Consider the following 17,576-nt stretch of genomic DNA (forward strand, 5'->3'; position numbering starts at 1 on the left):
ATTAAACTAAAAAGCCAGGGTTTATTAAAAGGAATTTTTCTCATAACTCATATTTGGTTTTGCTATAAATCGTTTTACCTAATCCTGCCATTAATTCCTAATTTCCTAAACAAAGAAAAATGTCAAATCACCGCAGTTTAAAGGATTATGGATGTTTTGGCTGATGGTTTAACGTAAAACGTTTTACTAATTCAATATTAATAAAAATTTATACAGTTTTACTTTGCCGGAACGTAACATGTAGGTTACAAGAGACAATTCAGTATTACTACTCATTAAATGAAAAAGCCGCATCATAGTTGAAATTTATGATGCGGCTTTTTTTATCTAAATTATTTATTAATTGTAACCTGGGTTCTGTTTCAGGTTGGTATTAAGTGTTAGTTGTATTAAAGGAATTGGGTAGAGCGCCTTGGTGGCTGTGGATGGTGTATGATCCCACCAGCTACCTGTTGCAAATTTACCAAAGCGGATCAGATCATCCCTTCTCATACCTTCAAAAATAAACTCTCTTCCCCTTTCAGCCAAAAGCTCATCTAAAGTTAAACTTGTTGTAGTATAAGCACGGCTAGCAAAATTTGCCTCTGTAAACGCCCGTTTTTTACAGTCGTTTATTAACTGAACGGCTTCTGCCGTAGCTACTCCTCCATTTTTACGCATAATGGCTTCAGCTTTAGCAAAATAAATCATAGTTAAGCGATAAATATTCCAGTCGCCATTATTATAATTCACATCAACAGCCGGAACCCCGCCTGGGCCAGGGAACTGGTTACCTAATTTGTATTTGTTAAAACGTACACCCGAATTTTCTTCACCTTCGCTCATGTTACTCACTGTTGAACCTGCTTTGTTTTTCCTGATATTATCAACAAACACCAATTGCGATCCATTATATTCTTCAGATGCCAGAACTGGTTTGGTTGGGTCTACGAATTGAAACATTGGTCCTTCTAAAAGCCATTCTCTTTTTCTCAGGTCAGCATCTTCATAGGTGGTAAAAACACCAGGAACCACTACTATTCCGTCGTTACCATTTCTGCCGCCACCATAAATCTGCTGTTGTTTAAAGTGATAGAATTCTGCAGGCCATGAAGGCTGGAAATTAGCTATGGAATAATTATACGCAATAGAGAAAATAGCCTCCTTGGACAAATCATTGGTTGTTTTAAACTGATCTGTAATGTTAGGATCAAGCGCCATAACACCGTTTTGTGAACCTGCTTCACCAGATATTATTTTATTTGCTGCGGCAATACAATCATCCCAACGTGGGGTTCCTGTCCATACCTCTGCATTTAGATAAAGTTCTACCAACATGGCATAACCAGCAGCCTGGCTTATCCTGCCCACCATTGCACGCGAAAGCTTAGGCGCTTTATCAATATTGGTTTTAATCTCCGATTCGATAAAGTTGAATACCTCTTTTCTCGGCATGGTTTCAGGTCGTTCAGGAACTCCTACTTTGGTTACCACAGGGATATTGCCGAAGAGATCCATTAATTTAAGATAATGGAAGGCCCTTAAAAGCTTTAATTCAGCTATATACGCATCCTTTTCAACTTGGGTGATGCCCATCTGTCCGATATCTCTTTTTTCGATATTCTCAATAGGATCATTACATAAGCCCATCCCCCAGTTCATTAAAACCCAAGCGTTGTTAACACCAACCTCATCTACTGTCCAGGTGTGGTAATGTAATCTTTTCCATTTACCTCCGTCTTCACCGTGGCGGCCCTTTGTAGGCCACGCCAATTGGTCGCCTGATAACTCCGCTAAACGCCACCAGCCATCCTGACCAGAAGGAGTAACCCAGGCATTGGCATGTGTATAAGGTCTTAATACAGCCGATAAAACCTCCGTTTTATTATTATAAAAATTATCCGTTAATAACTGACTGTATGCGTTTTCATCCAGTTTAGTACAAGCACTTGTCATGCTTAATACGCCAGCAAGCACACCATATATGATTGATTTATTTTTCATTTTTAAGTTCTTAAAATCCAACATTTAAACCGATTACAAATGACCTGGTACTAGGATATGGTCCCCTTGTATCAATACCTAAACTTTTACCATCGATCTCGTTTCCAATACCGTTATCCTGTATAAAATCAGGGTCATTTCCGGTATAACCAGTAATGGTTCCAAGATTTTGACCAGTTGCATAAAGACGCAGCTTGCGGATATACTTATTCTTAAATTTAAAGTTGTAACCCAAAGTTACCTCATCCAGTTTTACAAAGCTTCCACTCTCTATATAGTAATCAGAATACATGTAGGTATCGTTAATATCTTTATATTTATCAAAAGTGCTCCTCAATAAATTACCAGACCATGTTTTGTTTGCGTAGGTTAACGCCGTTGTGTTTAATACATCAAATCCAAATTTACCTCTTAAAAAGATACGAAGGTCGAAATTCTTATAGGTAAAACTATTTGTCCACGAAGCATAGTATTTAGGAATGGCGTTACCAATAACAGCCAAATCGGTAGTGTTTAAGTCGTTAAGCGAAATATTAATTTGATTATTTAATACTTTTTCACCATTTCTGTTATAAAACAACCACTTTCCTTCTGGTGTGAAACCAGCAAACCTTTTACCATAGAACTCACCAATTTTACCACCCTCGAAGATAGCAAAGGCCTGACCTAATGCACCGGCACCGCCAATATCGCCTCTTGTGATATATTTAACTTTATAAACATCGTTTGAATAGCTATCTAATTTATTGCTCAGGGTACTTGCTGTAGCATCCATATTCCAGCTAAAGTTATCGTTTTTAATTACCATATAACTTAAGCCCAATTCGATACCTTTCGAAGATATTTGTCCAACATTCGTTTGGATAGTATTTCGAACAAACGGTGGCTGAGGAGTGGTGTATAGATCTAACAAATCTTTAGTTGTTCTTTTATAAACATCGATTGATCCAGTTAAACGACTGTTAAGCAAGGTAAAGTCTAAACCAATATTTGCCTCTTGTTTACGCTCCCACCTCAAGTTTGGGTTAGGGTTTCTGTCAGGGCCATAAGTTTCGTAATAATTACCATCAGGATATAAATACTTTCCGCCGCCACCAAGTGTAACACGCGATAAGTTATTGTCTGTAGGCGCATTACCGGTAACACCATAACCCGCTCTTAATTTCAGGTAATTAACAAAAGGAATGTTTTTCATAAAACTTTCTTCGGTTATATTCCACCCGGCAGAAACAGCCGGGAAATTACCCCATTTGTAGTTTGCGCCAAATTTCGATGAACCTTCTCTTCTTAAGATAAACTGAACCAGGTATTTGTTATCAAAAGCATAGTTTACCCTACCAAAGAATGCAATGAGCGTATTATCATTTTTATTACTAGACATGGTCGCTTTACCAACGCCTAATGCTGCTCCCTGAGAGATATTATCCTCATGAAAAAGATCGTTGATGAAGCCGCGGTTAGACATATCTGCCCTTTCTTCCATGTAATAACGGTAGCTATAACCTGCCAAAGCTGTGATATTGTGCTTCTGTGCAAATGTATTGGTATAATTTAAGGTAGGTTCAACAGCATACGCCTGCGAAAGAAAATTGCCCCTGTAAGCATAACCACCGTTAGGAAAATCGGTATTTTCTACAGAATTTTCACTCGCCTTTAAACGGTACTGGCCGTCCAGGTACGAATTTCTCACTACCGAACCAAAAATCGAGGCCTTTAAGCCTTTAATAATATCTAAATCGGCCTTTACATCACCAGATGTGGTCTGTTGTTTTCTGTAACTTGTTTCCTGGAATAAACGCGCATATTCATTGGTACTCGTTAAATCAAAACGGTATGAACCATCCGGATTAAAATTAGAAAGCGTAGGGTTTTTTGCTGATTCGCTTTCCCAACCGCCCCCACCCAGTAAATTAGCTCTGTTAAAATTGGTAACCAAGTTCATTTGAATATTTAAGCGGTCATCCAATCCTTTTTGGTTTACATTTAACCTTAAGGTATATTCCTCTCTACCATTCTCTTTAGAAATACCTTCTAAATCGCGATAGTTTAAACTTGCTCTGTAGTTTGTTTTATCGGTTCCACCACTGAAAGAAAGGTTATGATTCTGAGAAAGATTATCGTGATTGATCAAATCGTTATAAAAGTCGGTTGAGCTACCAAAATTCTGTTGTTTAATCTGTCCTGATGCTATTTTTTCTCGATATTCATCAGCTGTTAAATAATCTGGACGGCTCTGCAGATATTCCTTTCTCAAATAGCTAGAGTATTCAAACACGCCAGGTCCTGCTTTACCCTTTTTGGTCGTAATCAAAATTACACCAGCATTGGCGCTGGTACCATATATTGCTGCTCCAGAACCATCTTTTAATACATCGATTGAAGCAATATCGTCCTGCTGCAACAAATCAGGGTTACCACCGGGTATGCCATCAATTACAAATAAAGGACTACGGCTTCCACTTACGGTTACTGACCCCCTAAGTTGTACAGAAACATTACTATTTGGATTACTACCACCTGGTCTGGTTAAGTTTAAACCAGCAATTTTACCCTGAATAAGATCTAAAGGATTTCGTGAACCACTTTGCCTAAAATCTTCAACTCCGGCATGGCCTACTGCAGAAGTAGTCTCTTTGATACCCTGTGTACCATAACCAATAGCAACAACAGTTACTTCCTTTAGGTTTGTATTTTTTGATACTGCAAATTTTACATTGATAACTGACGATTGGCCAACAGTTATATCTTGTGTATCGTAACCAATGTATGTAAAACGAAGCACCTGCCCCTCACTGGCTTCAATAGAAAATTTTCCGTTACCATCGGTAACAGTGGCTTTACCGGTGGCCTGATTTTTTATACCTGCACCAGGTACCGGCAAACCACTGTCGTCAACTACCGTACCGGTAACATTTTTTTGCAGCAGAAACCCAGCACTTCGCATATGCTCATTCAAGAACCCGCGTGTGCCTTTCCACTCCGAATTCATTGAAAACGCAGGACTGTTTAGCAACACGATTGCAGCCGACAGCCCCGTAATTTTAAGTAAATTAATTTTCATCAACGGTTTTGTTAAATTATAAAATGATTAGTTATTTTTTTTCCTGGTAATATTTATCTGAGGTTAAAATGACCGGACCTAGTTAACTGCCGAACATTTTTGGGTATGATATGATTTAAGGGTTTGGATTTGGTGACGACATAAACGAATGGAAATAAGCAATTCTATTTTGCGGTTAAAATTTTGTAAAGAGCTGCTGTAATTTTCATGAAATCAGATTGGTTAGCCTAAAACGATTTAGCGCATCAATAATAGTGATTATAAAGCGAAATAAAACGATTTAGTATGTAAAAAAAATATTACAACAACCCGGAAGGAGTTTTGTAATTAGTTTCTAAGAACCAAACGTGTAGGGATAATCAGTTCTTCAGCCGGTAGTTTCCCTTTTGAAGAAAGACGGTTTAAAATGAGTTTGATGATTGCTTCAGCTATCTCTTCCAAAGGTTGCTGGATGGCTGAAATGCGGGGGGTATGTAATTCGAATGCTTCGTGGTCATCATAGGCAATAACGGCAAAATCGCCGCCTATTTTTTTATCAATCTGCTTCAGCGCCTTTAAACCGCTAATGGCCAGATAATTAGTTGCAAACAATACAGCATCTATTTTTTTGTTTTCAAAAAGTGCCTTAATCTGTTCAATGGTTTCGTTTTCTTCCTGGTTAAAATGGATTTTTAACACCAGGTTGTCGTCATATTTAATACCATTATCTTCCAGCGCTTTTTTATAGCCATCATGGCGTTCTGTAATCTGTGCTACATTGATATCAGTGGTAACCAGGGCAATGTTCTTTTTGCCCTGATCGATGAAACTCTGTATGGATTGATAGGAGGCGTTAAAATGATCTGCCCCCACATAACTGGTCTCCACGTTTGGCAAGTTTCTGTCAAAAAAGATCACCGGGTTGCCATCATCAAGCAACATCTGAACATCTTCTTCTATCCCTTTTATCGGAGAGATAATATAAGCATCAACTTTCCGCGATTTGAACAGGTTGATCAGTTCTTTTGCCTTATCAATATTATTTTCGGTACTGGAATAAATAATTTTGTAGCCTCTTTTATAGGCTTTATCTTCAATTAACCTGGCAATCCTCGAAAAGAAAGAATTGGAAATATCCTCGATAATCAGGCCAATGATGTTAGAATTGCCCGTTCTTAAACTTCTGGCAATCTGGTTAGGTTTATAACCGCTTTCTTCTATAATTTTCTTTACCTTCTCTATTACGGCTTCGCTAATCGATTTCTCTTTTGCTTTGCCATTAATAATGAATGAAACTGTGGTAATGGATACATTTGCTTTTACGGCTATATCTTTGATAGAAAGCGATTTCATTTGGTTGGAATTTCTGTAAGTTAATTAATTCAAAGCTAATTAAAAAATGTAGCTTTTAAATTTCTGCCATTTATAATGGCGCAATTTAACATTTTTTGCATTAATCGTCTTATGAACGTTTATTAATAAGCTGTTCTGAAGAAACTTTACCCCACAATTTATTTTGTGGTTGTCACTTTGCGTAATAATCTATTGTTTAATAACCGGTAATGTAACGGTGTTTTGGTAATGCAGTGTAGTCTAACCTTGGCCGGGCTTTTTTTTAACGTTCTGCATTAACTTATTCAAAACTGTTTATTTTAGATAACTGACAATCAATCTGGCCGTTTTTGCCGATGCACCTGGTTGTCCCATCAGTAAAAGCAGTTCATCGTAATGTTTTAACATGGTATCCCGGCCTGCTCCTTCCGTAATCATGTTCAGTTCTTCGTTTACCTTTTTGGTATTACAATCTTCCTGAATCAGTTCGGTAACAATTTTTTTGTTAACGATCAGGTTAACCAATGAGATAAATTTAATTTTAACCAATAGCCGCGCAATGCCGATTGAAATGGCCCCTCCTTTGTAAACCACCACCTGCGGCACTTTAAATAAAGCGGTTTCTAACGTAGCCGTGCCAGAGGCTACCACTGCAGCATGGGCATGGTGCAACAAATTATAGGTATGGTTAAAAAGCAGTTTTACTTTTTTAGCGCCAATAAACTGATGGTAATAGCTTTCGGTAAAGTTTGGGGCAGCGGCAACGGCAAATGTATAATCAGGAAAATATTCAGTGATGCTTAACATTACCGGCAACAGCCGTTCTATTTCCTGCTTGCGGCTGCCCGGCAAAAGGGCAATAATTTTTTCATCGCCCAGCTGCTGGTTTCTACGGAAATTCAGATCTGGTGTAAACTGCGCAATCTCGTCCAATAGCGGGTTGCCCACATAGTTTACCTCCATACCCCATTCCCGGTAAAAATCTACTTCAAAGGGCAAAATGCAGAACATATGATCTACCACCTTTTTAATTTTCAGTACCCGTTTCTGGTTCCAGGCCCAAACCTTGGGCGAAATGTAATAACACACTGTTATGCCGCTGGCCTTTGCAAATTCCGCTATTTTTAAGTTAAAACCCGGAAAATCGATCAAAATCAATACATCCGGCTTCCATTGTATCAGATCTTCCTTACAGGCCTTCAGGTTTTTAAAAATGGTGCGTAAATTTAAAACCACTTCGGTAAACCCCATAAAGGCCATATCGGCATAGTGTTTAACCAGCGCACCACCTTCGGCCTCCATTTTATCGCCCCCAAAATACCTGAACACCGCTTCGCTATCCTCCGCTTTTAAGGCTTTCATTAAATTGGCGCCATGTAAATCGCCGGAGGCTTCGCCGGCTACGAGGTAGTACTTCATTTTATATTTTTAATTCGTTATTGCGGGGTGGCACAACAGCCTGTCCCCGACCGTTCGGGGAAGCAATCTCTTATGCTATCATTTATTTCCTGATCTGCCTTATCTTAGAAAGATTGCTTCACCCAGCCCCATCATCCTCTTCTTCAGTTCGCAATCACGGCCGGTCTTATCTAAAAAACTTTATAGGCAAAAAACACAAAAGCGCACAAAAACGTTGCAGCCAATATGCCCCTGCCAATATTTTCTTTGTTGTATTTAAAAAATGTTTGCATGGTGTAAGCGTTCAGCGCAATACCGCCAATATATAACAGATCGGCTTTTGCCAATGATGCCACATGGTGTATAACATACCAGGCAACAAAGCAGCAGATTGCCGGTACCAGCAACCCAATGCCCAAACCCAACCACACAGAATTATTTAATTTCCTTAAGCGCTCCATTATTATGGCTAACCTAAATTAGTACCATCAGCTGCCGATACTTTAGTGCCTGCAGTTTTTGAATTGCTGCTGCCTGTAAAGTCCCAGCTATTTAAGGTCTGTATGGCATGGTGTGCCGTTAAATCAAACTGTACCGGCACAATCGAAACATAACCGTGTTCCAATGCCCAAACATCGGTATCTTCCCCTTTGTCGAAATTTTCGAAAACACCGGTCAACCAATAATACGGGCGTTTGTAGGGGTCTGTCCGCTCATCAAACTCTTCCATCCATTTGGCATTGGCCTGGCGGCAAACCTTAACCCCTTTTAAGTTTTCCCCTTTCGGAAAATTCACGTTTAAAAGCGTACCTGCGGGCAAACCGTTGACCAAAACCTGCTCACATATATTTTTAATGTATTTTTTGGTATGGCTAAAATCGGCATCGGCAGCAAAATCATCGAGCGAAAAACCGATAGACGGAATTTTTTCTATTGCCCCCTCTACCGCGGCAGACATTGTACCCGAGTACAGTACATTAATGGAATTATTTAAGCCGTGGTTAATGCCCGAAACACATAAATCGGGTTTTTTACCCTTAAAAATCTTATTTACGGCAATTTTAACGCAATCAACAGGGGTGCCGCTACATTTGTACATCTCTACCCCTTCGTAAAGCGCCACCTTATCAAAACGGATCGGTTTGCCAATGGTAATGGCATGCCCCATTCCACTCTGCGGGCTATCTGGTGCCACTACCACCACATTGCCCAGCCCCTGCATTACTTCCATCAGGTTTTTTATCCCTGTAGCGGTAATACCGTCGTCATTTACCACTAAAATAGTTGGTTTTGTGCCCTGCTTTGTCATGCCGGTAAAAATACAGATTATAATTTCAAGGTACAATAAACCACCGTTTATATACTAAAACCTTTTATTCCTGGCTTTTTAGTTTCCAGATCAAAATTATTTCTTTCCCTGCAATAAAGCATTTATATTTGAGCAAATAACTTATTAAAAATGAATACGGTATTAAGCTAGGCCTTAAACCAGCAGGTACCTGTTCGTGCTCATAAACCAAAAACAATTCAATGAAATTTAAATTATTTACTTTGGCTTGTTTTCTCATTACAGGTGCTGCCGCTATGGCGCAAACCACCTACCAATGGAAAACAGGAACCTCTGGTGGTTACACGTACAAATACGTAACCAACGATCCAACCAAAACACGTTTTTATACCTTAAAAAACGGTTTAACGGTTATCTTATCACAAAACAACAAAGAGCCTAACATTACCTACAAAATGGCCGTAAGAGCGGGCAGTAATACCGATCCGCGTACCAACACCGGTTTGGCGCACTACCTGGAGCACCTGTTGTTTAAAGGTACAGATAAGTTTGGCACGCTTAATTATGCCAAAGAAAAACCACTTTTAGATAAGATCCAGGCACTATACGAAACATACACCAAAACTACCGATCCGGCCAAACGTAAAGAGATTTATCAGGAAATCGATAAAACTTCGGGCGAAGCTTCCAATTATGCTATCGCTAATGAATACGATAAAATGATGAAATCAATCGGCAGTAACTCTACCAACGCACATACCGCGGTAGAAGAAACCGTTTACGAAGAAGACCTTCCTTCAAACGCCATCGATAAATTTTTGGCCGTGCAGGCAGAGCGTTTCCGCGCCCCTGTTTTCCGTATCTTCCATACCGAGTTAGAAGCGGTTTACGAAGAAAAAAACATCGGTATGGATAACGATGGCCGTAAAATGTACGAGAAAATGCTTTATACCCTTTTTCCAACACATAACTACGGGCAGCAAACCACCATTGGTACCATCGAGCATTTAAAAAACCCTTCACTGGTCGAAATCAGAAAATATTACAACAAATATTATGTGCCCAATAACATGGCCTTAATTATGAGCGGTGATATCAATTACGATCAGCTGATTAAAAAAATCGACAAAGATTTTGCCTACATGGTTCCTAAGCCACTTGCCCTTTATAACCCGGCACCAGAAAAACCCTTAACACAAGTGCAAAAGGTTGATATTTATGGTCCAAGTGCAGAAAACCTATATATTGCTTACAGGGGCTTTGCGCAAAACACCCGCCAAAGTTTACTGTTAGATCTTATCGGAAGCATCCTATCCAACGGTAAAGCCGGTTTAATGGATATCAACATTAACCAGCAACAAAAAATGTTGCGTGCCGGTGCGGGTTATAACTCCATGAAAGATTACGGTATCTTCATTCTATCAGGATCGCCAAAAGCCGGCCAAAGTTTAGAAGATGCGCAAAAACTATTGTTAGAGCAGGTAGAACTGCTTAAAAAAGGCGAGTTTGATGAAAGCCTGATCAAAGCTACCGTAGCCAACATTAAATTTGCCGAATTGCAGGGTTTTGATAATAACGACGTACGTGCAAACGCTACCATGAATGCTTTTATCTTAAACCGTGGTACCCAGTGGGATAAAATGCTGGCCTCTACTGATGATATGGGCAAAGTAACCAAAAAAGAGATAGTAGATTTTGCCAATAAATTTTTCATCAATAACTATGCGGTTATCTTAAAACACAAAGGTGAAGATAAAAGCATCATTAAAGTAGAAAAACCAACCATTACCGCGGTAAAAACCAATTCAAACGAAGTTTCGCCATTTACCAAAAACATTATCGATGCACCGGTAACCCCTATTGCGCCTAAGTTTTTAGATTACAGCAAAGATCTTAATTTTGGTAAAGCAGGCATTGCTGATGTAATTGCCATCCAAAATACCGAAAATGGCATTTTCCGCATGAGTTACCGTTTCGATATGGGTTCTTACAACTATAAATTATTGCCTTATGCAGCACAATACCTATCTTTTCTAAGTACCGATAAATATTCGGCTGAAGCCATCAGCAAGGCCTTTTATAACATTGCCTGCAGTTACAGCGTTAACGTAGGTACCGATGTAACAACGGTATCTATTACCGGTTTACAAGAAAATTTCGATAAAGCAGTAGCTTTGGTTGAAGATGTGCTGGCCAATTGCAAACCAAACGAAAAAGCTTTAGAAGATTTAAAAGGCCGTTTGTTAAAATCAAGAGAAAATGCCAAACTGAATAAATCGTCTATTCTAAGTGGTTTAATGAGTTATGCACAGTATGGGGCCAATAATCCTTTCAACTATGGCCTAACCAATGATGAGATCAAGAATATGAAATCAGCAGATCTGATTTACCTGTTGCATAACCTTACCAATTACAAACACACCATTACCTATTACGGCCCTAAAACGTTAGCGGCATTTTCTGCTGATATTGTAAAGGCACACCCCCTGGCAAAAGAATTTACCGATGCCGCCCCGCTTAAAACATTTGTGTACACCAAAACCGATTCGAACAAAGTTTACTTTGCCGATTACGATATGGTACAGGCAGAAATCCGTTGGGTACGCAACAGTGGTTTGTACGATCCGGCCAATACCGCTAAAATCGCTTTGTTCAACAATTATTTTGGTGGTGGTATGGGTTCTATCGTATTCCAAACCATCCGCGAATCTAAGGCCCTGGCTTACTCTACCTTTGCGGTATATTCTACGCCAAGAAGTAAAGATAAAGAAAACACCGTGGTGGCCTATGTAGGTACACAGGCCGATAAAATGAACGAGGCCGTAGCCGGCATGAACGATTTGTTAACCACTTTGCCAGCATCTGATAAATCTTTCGCACTTTCTAAAGCCAACTCGTTAAACGGCATAGAAACCAGCCGCATCACTAAAGATGATATCATTGCCAGCTACCTGGCCGATCAAAAATTAGGGTTCGATCACGATTCGCGCATTGATGAATATGCCAACCTTAAACCGCTTACTTTTGCCGATGTTAAATCGTTCCACCAGGATTACCTTTCGGGCAAACCTTACAACTATTGTATCGTAGCTTCCGAAAAGAAAATCAACATGGCCGATGTAGCCAAATTTGGCCCGGTAACCAAATTAACCTTAGAGCAGATTTTTGGATACTAAGCAGGTTGAAGGTAAAAAGGTTGAGGGTTGAAGGTAAAAACCAAAACCTGAAAACTAAATTTACAAGCGATTTCCGGAAACGGGGATCGCTTTTTTGTTTTGCGGATATTTAAACTATTATTTATCAAATACAACCAGCAAGCTAAACTTAATCAAACAGGGTAAGATCTGGCCCGGATGGCCTGTTATTGTCGTCATCCTTATTACGGGCATTGTTAATCCTGGAATCAACCTGCCAGCCCTTTAATAAAGCATTATCTACAGGATGAAGCACTTTTAACCGCTCGTTAACAGGCAACTCACGGTCTAACCATACTGCGCTCTCGCTTTGCGATAAAATGCAGGGCATCCGATCATGGATTTTCCCAACGTAAGCATTTGCCGGCTGCATAATCATTGTACAAGATGGTATCACGATTCCGGTCTTCGGATCTTTCCAGCTATCCCAATAACCCGCCAGTAACAGTATTGCCCCATCATTACGCTCAAAATAATATGGCTGTTTTTTACTTCCCGTACGGTCCCATTCGTAAAAACCCTCAACAACAAATACGCAATGTCTCCGTCCAATCAGATTTTTATAGCTGGGTAGTGAAAACATGGTTTCAATGCGGCAATAAGTGGTAGAAAATTTAGGTAATTCCTTTGATCCCGAAGGAATCAGGCCCCATTTTACATAGTGTAATCTGCCCGGTCTCGCATCCAGTATTACCGGCATATCCGTCCCGGGCGGGCGGTTGGTGTCTTTTTCACGTGTATCGCCGCCAAGCAGCAGGCCTGCCTTTGCAGCCATTGCCAAACTTTCCCCAATTAATGTTCTTCCGCACATATCATTTTATTTTGGCCGTTTCTATTTTACCTTTATAATATCGCTCCACCTTGTGGTGTAACCTTGTGAGAGGTATTCATGTTTGAGGCGCCACTTTTTCTCGTATCCTTCAGTAGCCATACGCAACGTTCCTCTGCCATAGGCCAGGTTAAGCTTATCCAGCACTGCAGATACCACATCCTTTTTGCCATGGTCATGATCATAAAAGGCGTTCAGCTGCAGTTCGCTTTCCGGCACAAGCCCCGTTGCTATTACACCGGCCTTCCTGTACTTTACGCCGGGCCTAAAAAGCCTGGCTGATACCCTCACAGCAATACTCACCAGATCGGTGGTACTATTGCTTGCAATCAGCAATTTGTGGGTATGGCTGGGAAAGTGCTGGGGGTGGTCTTCCCTGTTCTTGTTCGTATAAAGAAATACCTGCAAATAAAGGCAACGTAGTTTCTCATTGCGCAGCTTCTCTGCCAAACGGCTGGCGTATAGCGTAAGCGCTTCTGCGAGTACGCCAGGGTCCTCTATATAATTCCTAAAAGAACGGCTTACCGTAATACCTTTTTTCACTTCCCGCATTACTTCAAGCGGAATAGCGGGCCTGCCCCAAAGCTCGTTCCACATCCGTTGCCCCATAATGGTCATGTTTTGCTTAAACCACATTTCGGGCATGTTTCTCAATTCAGCTGCTGTACGTATGCCCAGTGCTTCAAATTTTTTATAATGTTGCCTTCCAACGCCCCAAAGATCATGAACAGGGAATTCTTTTACTGCCGCTGTTATTTTTTCATCATTATCAAGCACCATTACACCATTTGTTTTTTTTGAAAGCTTATTGGCCAGTTTGGCCAGGGTTTTGGTGGGTGCAACACCTATCGAAACCGGAATACCTGTATTGCGTACAACCGATTTTCTAACCTCTGGTATGTAATGCTGCAGGCCCTTAATGCCGCCTAACCATCCAAATGCTTCATCAATACTGTATACATCAAGCTTGGGAAACCACCTGGCCAAATTATGCATTACCCGTTCACTCATATCGCCATAAAGAACATAATTACTGGAGAAAACCTCAATTCCAAACTTTTTAATCAGGTCTCTAACTAAAAATTCCGGATCGCCCATTTTAATGCCACAGGCTTTTGCCTCCTCGCTCCTGGCAATTACGCAGCCGTCATTATTACTTAGCACAACAATTGGTTTGCCATTAAGCTCCGGGCGGAAGAGCCGCTCGGCCGAGGCATAAAAATTGTTACAATCACAAAGTGCAAACATTACTATACCTCCCCTGCTTTAATGCTTTTGGTAATAAATTTCTACATACCGCAGTTACTACACCCCAAATCTGTAAAACATCAACTTCTGTTTCGGTTATGGTGTCATGATCATTTTTCAGCACCATCCCATTTTTTTCCAACAGGCAAACCCTACACGTAAAACAACCTGCTGAAAATGCAATTACAAATGCACCATGAACAGGTTTTAAGGAACGGTCGGTAATGAGGATATCGCCATCTAAAATTCCAAAAGATTGCAGTTCCATACCCTGCATCTGAAAATAAAAGGTTGAGTGTGGATCAATCACCAGCTTCTCGCCGATATCCAGTCTACCCTCCAAATAATCTGCCGCGGGAGACTGAAATCCTGAAATTTTCTGTTCTGCTCTTTTTTCGAATGATCTGATCATAAACCGCTTTCATTTATCAGACACAAAATTATGCTAAAAATTTTAGCAAAAGAAATTCAAATCTATATAATACACAACTGGCCGGAATAACGCTGTCTATAAGCCTATAGCCTTGTTGTTACACCAGTTTTTAGATGGTAGAATAATGATAGCATGAGAAATAATAATGATCGTAATTATGCACTGTTAACGGACCCCAACTGGCGTTGGCTTCCTATCTTTTGGTTTTTCCACTGCATTATAAATTCTAATCCCGTTTGAAAGATAAATGTAAATGCTCCCTAATTTTACCCAGGGAGCATTATGTGTTCAGATCAACCGCCATTTTCTCCATATCCAGTAAGCCAGCACAAATAACATTACCATCCCAATTAGCGCAAATCCCCAACGCGGCTTAATACGCTTATCAACTTGCTGCACTTTTATCTTTGAATTTTCGTGCTCGGTATTGTTATTTTGACGTACAAGCTGGTGTTCAGTCTCCTTATGCCTGTGTACTACCTGCCTTTTATTGGCTCTGCCCTTCACCACCACTTTCCTGGCCATGCCTTCAAAACCTTTTTCGGTACTGTAGAAAAATTTTCCCATTGGGGTAATTTGCACCACATATTCACTGTTACTGGTATCGAGCAAAAGGGTGTTATCTTTCTGCCAGCTTTGCTCGGCGCTGCTATCCTGGTTTTGGCGTACAGATTCATGTTCTTGCGTATGCAGCGTTTTTTTCTCTTTAAACGATCCACAGGCCGAAAGTAGTACTGTACAAGCTACCAAATACTTGATCAGCTCAATTTTCATCATCGCCTCCTTTCCTTTTCATCCAATCGGCAAAATATTTAACGGCTTTTAAATGCCTGCGTTTGCGGTACACGCCATCCCCTTCCCTGCTTCCTGCCCTATTGGTGTTTCCTTCAATGGTAACCAGCCAATCGCCATCCTGCCCATCAACCAGGCCACAATGGGCTATGCGTTTCAGGTGGCTAAAGTAGATGCCAAATACCATGGCCGGCCTAATCTCTTGGGTACGTTTGCTGAGCGGAAACAAGGCCGGGCTCCAGGCGGTGCGTGGCGCAGGGTAACCGGCCTGGCCAAAAACCCAGCTTACAAAAGCTGCACACCAGGCACTGCCCTCCGGTACATGTACATAGCTTAGGTATGCGGTAACCCGCGGCCCATCATTGTTGCCAGAAAGTTCGCGCACACCCAGTTCCTTTTCAGCAACCTGCAAAAGCTTTTGCCTATCGGCAAGTGTGGGGCCTTGCAGTAGGTTTACACTACCGCTGCCAGGCAGGCTATAGCTGCCAGCAAGAGCAAAGCAAATGATGCCCAGAAAAAACTTAACTGTTGCCATGATGTTAACTGTTTAAATAGTGAAACCATATCTGTTATTTTATGCAGGCCAAGGCTTTGCCAAAAACGGTACAAAAACCACCATGATAGTTGCAACAGGCCTACATAACAGAGCAGGGCCAGCAAAATCAGTTGCCAAATGCCTGCATCAAGTAGCGCCGCGGTAGGTTCAATGGTTCTTAATACTTTAGGGAGTGTATGCCAGCCCAGCACTAAAATAATAGCCAGCATCAGTTTTTCGAGTATTTGCTTTGTCGGCACCAGTGCCGTTAAAGCCAGTTTTAATGTTTTCATATCTTTTGTGTTTAATAGCCCAAACCTTTAGCATGGCTCGGTTTGGGCTGGTTAATAATCAGAACTAAGGAATGGTGTAGGTGCCCAGGTATTGGCTGTTTGCTACACCGGTAGCATCACGGTTTACTGCGAAACCCCATACATGCAAAACATCACCGCTAAAGTTTGCGCCAATCACCGCCGTATAAGTTAGTGCAGCACGCTGCGCCTCTTCATACACCAAATACATATTTTTGGTGGCGTTAAAGATTACAACCGTAAGCACATCATCGGCAAATGCATTATAACGGTTTAAAATACTCTGCCAGTTAAGCAGCAAGTCAGCTCCCTGCAGGCTTGCGTTCAGGCCATGCATCGCCGAAAGCGAACCTTTGCTGATCACCACTTTCGAAAAATCGATCTGAAAATCGGGGTAGTTGCCTGTAACGGCCTGGTTTAGAAAGATCTTTACTGCAGCATTGTAGCCTGTAATCTTGTTCAGCTGCTTATCTTTAAAGCCAGTGTTTAAAACATCCTTAATAGGGCTCAGGTACTGAGCGGCCAGGGCAAACTTGGCCCGCTGTGCCAATTGAGGTTCGGTACTGGGTTTGCTGCTTTTTTTAGGAAGGCCCCTCAGGTAATCTACACTGCGCCAGTTGCTGCCGATTACACTACCTACCTTGCCAGAGAATGCGCCATTTGCGCCTTTTGAATACGTTGCCATAATTTTGTTTTTTTAAGTGAAAAAATTGTTTAACTAATCGGATTTCTGTTATACCGGTATTTTCAAATCCATGCATCAAACCTAGCTGCATCAGGGCAATGGCACCTCATTTTGGACTCAATTGAGCCAAATTGGGCCGATTACGAACCATCATGAGCTAAAATGAGCCATCCCAAATTCCATATTGGCGGGCAAAACAGCAGGCATGCGCGGGTAGCATGCCTTAGGGCAACATCACCAAAAACACACCCAGTTTTTACCATAAAAAAACCCATTCTTTACCTTTTAGGTAACGAATGGGTAATGAATAGGTAACCAATGGGTAAACAATAGGTAAAGAATTGGTAACCAAAAGGTAACCATGGGGTAAGCTTGGTACCAACAAAGGGTAAAGAACAGGTAAAAAAAGGGGTATGTCCTATACTGGAATAAGTTTACAGTAAAAAGTCTTATTACTGATTTGTGTTTACTATCGAATTTGTTTTTACTGTATTGGGTTTACAATGTT

Annotated in this window: 14 protein-coding genes; 1 reads left to right on the forward strand and 13 read right to left on the reverse strand. The window is 40.8% G+C overall.

Annotated elements, in window-relative coordinates; all coding sequences use genetic code 11:
- Positions 1–339: 339 nt before the first annotated feature.
- The 6 genes from BLR60_RS09060 to surE form a co-directional block, all read right to left on the reverse strand.
- Positions 340–1,983, reverse strand: coding sequence for a RagB/SusD family nutrient uptake outer membrane protein (locus BLR60_RS09060; RefSeq protein WP_090499019.1), 1,644 nt, complete (start codon positions 1,981–1,983; stop codon positions 340–342).
- A 10-nt stretch (positions 1,984–1,993) separates the two neighbouring features.
- Complete coding sequence (locus BLR60_RS09065) at positions 1,994–5,044, reverse strand: SusC/RagA family TonB-linked outer membrane protein (RefSeq protein WP_244155624.1); 3,051 nt, start codon at positions 5,042–5,044, stop codon at positions 1,994–1,996.
- 327 nt (positions 5,045–5,371) lie between these two features.
- Positions 5,372–6,376 (reverse strand): LacI family DNA-binding transcriptional regulator, encoded by a 1,005-nt coding sequence (locus BLR60_RS09070; protein WP_090498958.1) that lies wholly within the window; start codon positions 6,374–6,376, stop codon positions 5,372–5,374.
- Positions 6,377–6,670: 294 nt separating this feature from the next.
- Positions 6,671–7,774 carry a lipid-A-disaccharide synthase gene (gene lpxB, locus BLR60_RS09075; RefSeq protein WP_090498960.1) on the reverse strand — a complete coding sequence of 368 codons (1,104 nt, stop codon included), beginning with the start codon at positions 7,772–7,774 and terminating at the stop codon, positions 6,671–6,673.
- Positions 7,775–7,944: 170 nt separating this feature from the next.
- The gene (locus BLR60_RS09080) at positions 7,945–8,214 is read right to left on the reverse strand and encodes a stationary phase survival protein SurE (RefSeq protein WP_244155625.1); all 270 of its coding nucleotides are present in this window, start codon (positions 8,212–8,214) and stop codon (positions 7,945–7,947) included.
- A gap of 8 nt (positions 8,215–8,222) precedes the next feature.
- Entirely contained in the window at positions 8,223–9,062 is an 840-nt protein-coding gene (surE, locus tag BLR60_RS09085; protein WP_090498963.1) for a 5'/3'-nucleotidase SurE, read from the reverse strand.
- 221 nt (positions 9,063–9,283) lie between these two features.
- Here surE and BLR60_RS09095 point away from each other — a divergent pair, with 221 nt between their 5' ends.
- Positions 9,284–12,217: a M16 family metallopeptidase gene (locus BLR60_RS09095; protein ID WP_090498967.1), complete on the forward strand. Its 2,934-nt coding sequence runs from the start codon at positions 9,284–9,286 to the stop codon at positions 12,215–12,217.
- Between the two features lie 148 nt (positions 12,218–12,365).
- Here BLR60_RS09095 and BLR60_RS09100 read toward each other — a convergent pair whose 3' ends face one another.
- From BLR60_RS09100 to BLR60_RS09130, 7 genes are all read right to left on the reverse strand, one after another.
- Positions 12,366–13,046, reverse strand: a complete 681-nt coding sequence (locus BLR60_RS09100; protein WP_090498969.1) for an SOS response-associated peptidase — start codon at positions 13,044–13,046, stop codon at positions 12,366–12,368.
- Between the two features lie 21 nt (positions 13,047–13,067).
- Entirely contained in the window at positions 13,068–14,312 is a 1,245-nt protein-coding gene (locus BLR60_RS09105) for a Y-family DNA polymerase (protein WP_090498971.1), read from the reverse strand.
- A complete protein-coding gene (locus BLR60_RS09110; protein ID WP_090498973.1) occupies positions 14,296–14,724 on the reverse strand; it encodes a LexA family protein in 429 nt (142 codons plus the stop codon). Before BLR60_RS09110 ends, BLR60_RS09105 begins: the two co-directional genes overlap by 17 nt.
- 309 nt (positions 14,725–15,033) lie before the next feature.
- Positions 15,034–15,522 carry a hypothetical protein gene (locus BLR60_RS09115; RefSeq protein ID WP_143009051.1) on the reverse strand — a complete coding sequence of 163 codons (489 nt, stop codon included), beginning with the start codon at positions 15,520–15,522 and terminating at the stop codon, positions 15,034–15,036.
- Positions 15,509–16,072 carry a C40 family peptidase gene (locus BLR60_RS09120; protein ID WP_244155626.1) on the reverse strand — a complete coding sequence of 188 codons (564 nt, stop codon included), beginning with the start codon at positions 16,070–16,072 and terminating at the stop codon, positions 15,509–15,511. Before BLR60_RS09120 ends, BLR60_RS09115 begins: the two co-directional genes overlap by 14 nt.
- Positions 15,991–16,365: a hypothetical protein gene (locus tag BLR60_RS09125; RefSeq protein ID WP_090498979.1), complete on the reverse strand. Its 375-nt coding sequence runs from the start codon at positions 16,363–16,365 to the stop codon at positions 15,991–15,993. Before BLR60_RS09125 ends, BLR60_RS09120 begins: the two co-directional genes overlap by 82 nt.
- A 64-nt stretch (positions 16,366–16,429) precedes the next feature.
- Complete coding sequence (locus tag BLR60_RS09130; RefSeq protein WP_090498982.1) at positions 16,430–17,068, reverse strand: DUF6266 family protein; 639 nt, start codon at positions 17,066–17,068, stop codon at positions 16,430–16,432.
- Positions 17,069–17,576: the final 508 nt, after the last annotated feature.

This window comes from Pedobacter terrae, from assembly GCF_900100705.1.
Classification (GTDB): Bacteria; Bacteroidota; Bacteroidia; order Sphingobacteriales; family Sphingobacteriaceae; genus Pedobacter; species Pedobacter terrae.

Coding starts and splice junctions, on each gene's coding strand:
- BLR60_RS09060 (WP_090499019.1), bottom strand. CDS start 1,983: ATGAAAAATAAATCAATCATATATGGTGTGCTTGCTGGCGTATTAAGC.
- BLR60_RS09065 (WP_244155624.1), bottom strand. CDS start 5,044: ATGAAAATTAATTTACTTAAAATTACGGGGCTGTCGGCTGCAATCGTG.
- BLR60_RS09070 (WP_090498958.1), bottom strand. CDS start 6,376: ATGAAATCGCTTTCTATCAAAGATATAGCCGTAAAAGCAAATGTATCC.
- lpxB (WP_090498960.1), bottom strand. CDS start 7,774: ATGAAGTACTACCTCGTAGCCGGCGAAGCCTCCGGCGATTTACATGGC.
- BLR60_RS09080 (WP_244155625.1), bottom strand. CDS start 8,214: ATGGAGCGCTTAAGGAAATTAAATAATTCTGTGTGGTTGGGTTTGGGC.
- surE (WP_090498963.1), bottom strand. CDS start 9,062: ATGACAAAGCAGGGCACAAAACCAACTATTTTAGTGGTAAATGACGAC.
- BLR60_RS09095 (WP_090498967.1), top strand. CDS start 9,284: ATGAAATTTAAATTATTTACTTTGGCTTGTTTTCTCATTACAGGTGCT.
- BLR60_RS09100 (WP_090498969.1), bottom strand. CDS start 13,046: ATGTGCGGAAGAACATTAATTGGGGAAAGTTTGGCAATGGCTGCAAAG.
- BLR60_RS09105 (WP_090498971.1), bottom strand. CDS start 14,312: ATGTTTGCACTTTGTGATTGTAACAATTTTTATGCCTCGGCCGAGCGG.
- BLR60_RS09110 (WP_090498973.1), bottom strand. CDS start 14,724: ATGATCAGATCATTCGAAAAAAGAGCAGAACAGAAAATTTCAGGATTT.
- BLR60_RS09115 (WP_143009051.1), bottom strand. CDS start 15,522: ATGATGAAAATTGAGCTGATCAAGTATTTGGTAGCTTGTACAGTACTA.
- BLR60_RS09120 (WP_244155626.1), bottom strand. CDS start 16,072: ATGGCAACAGTTAAGTTTTTTCTGGGCATCATTTGCTTTGCTCTTGCT.
- BLR60_RS09125 (WP_090498979.1), bottom strand. CDS start 16,365: ATGAAAACATTAAAACTGGCTTTAACGGCACTGGTGCCGACAAAGCAA.
- BLR60_RS09130 (WP_090498982.1), bottom strand. CDS start 17,068: ATGGCAACGTATTCAAAAGGCGCAAATGGCGCATTCTCTGGCAAGGTA.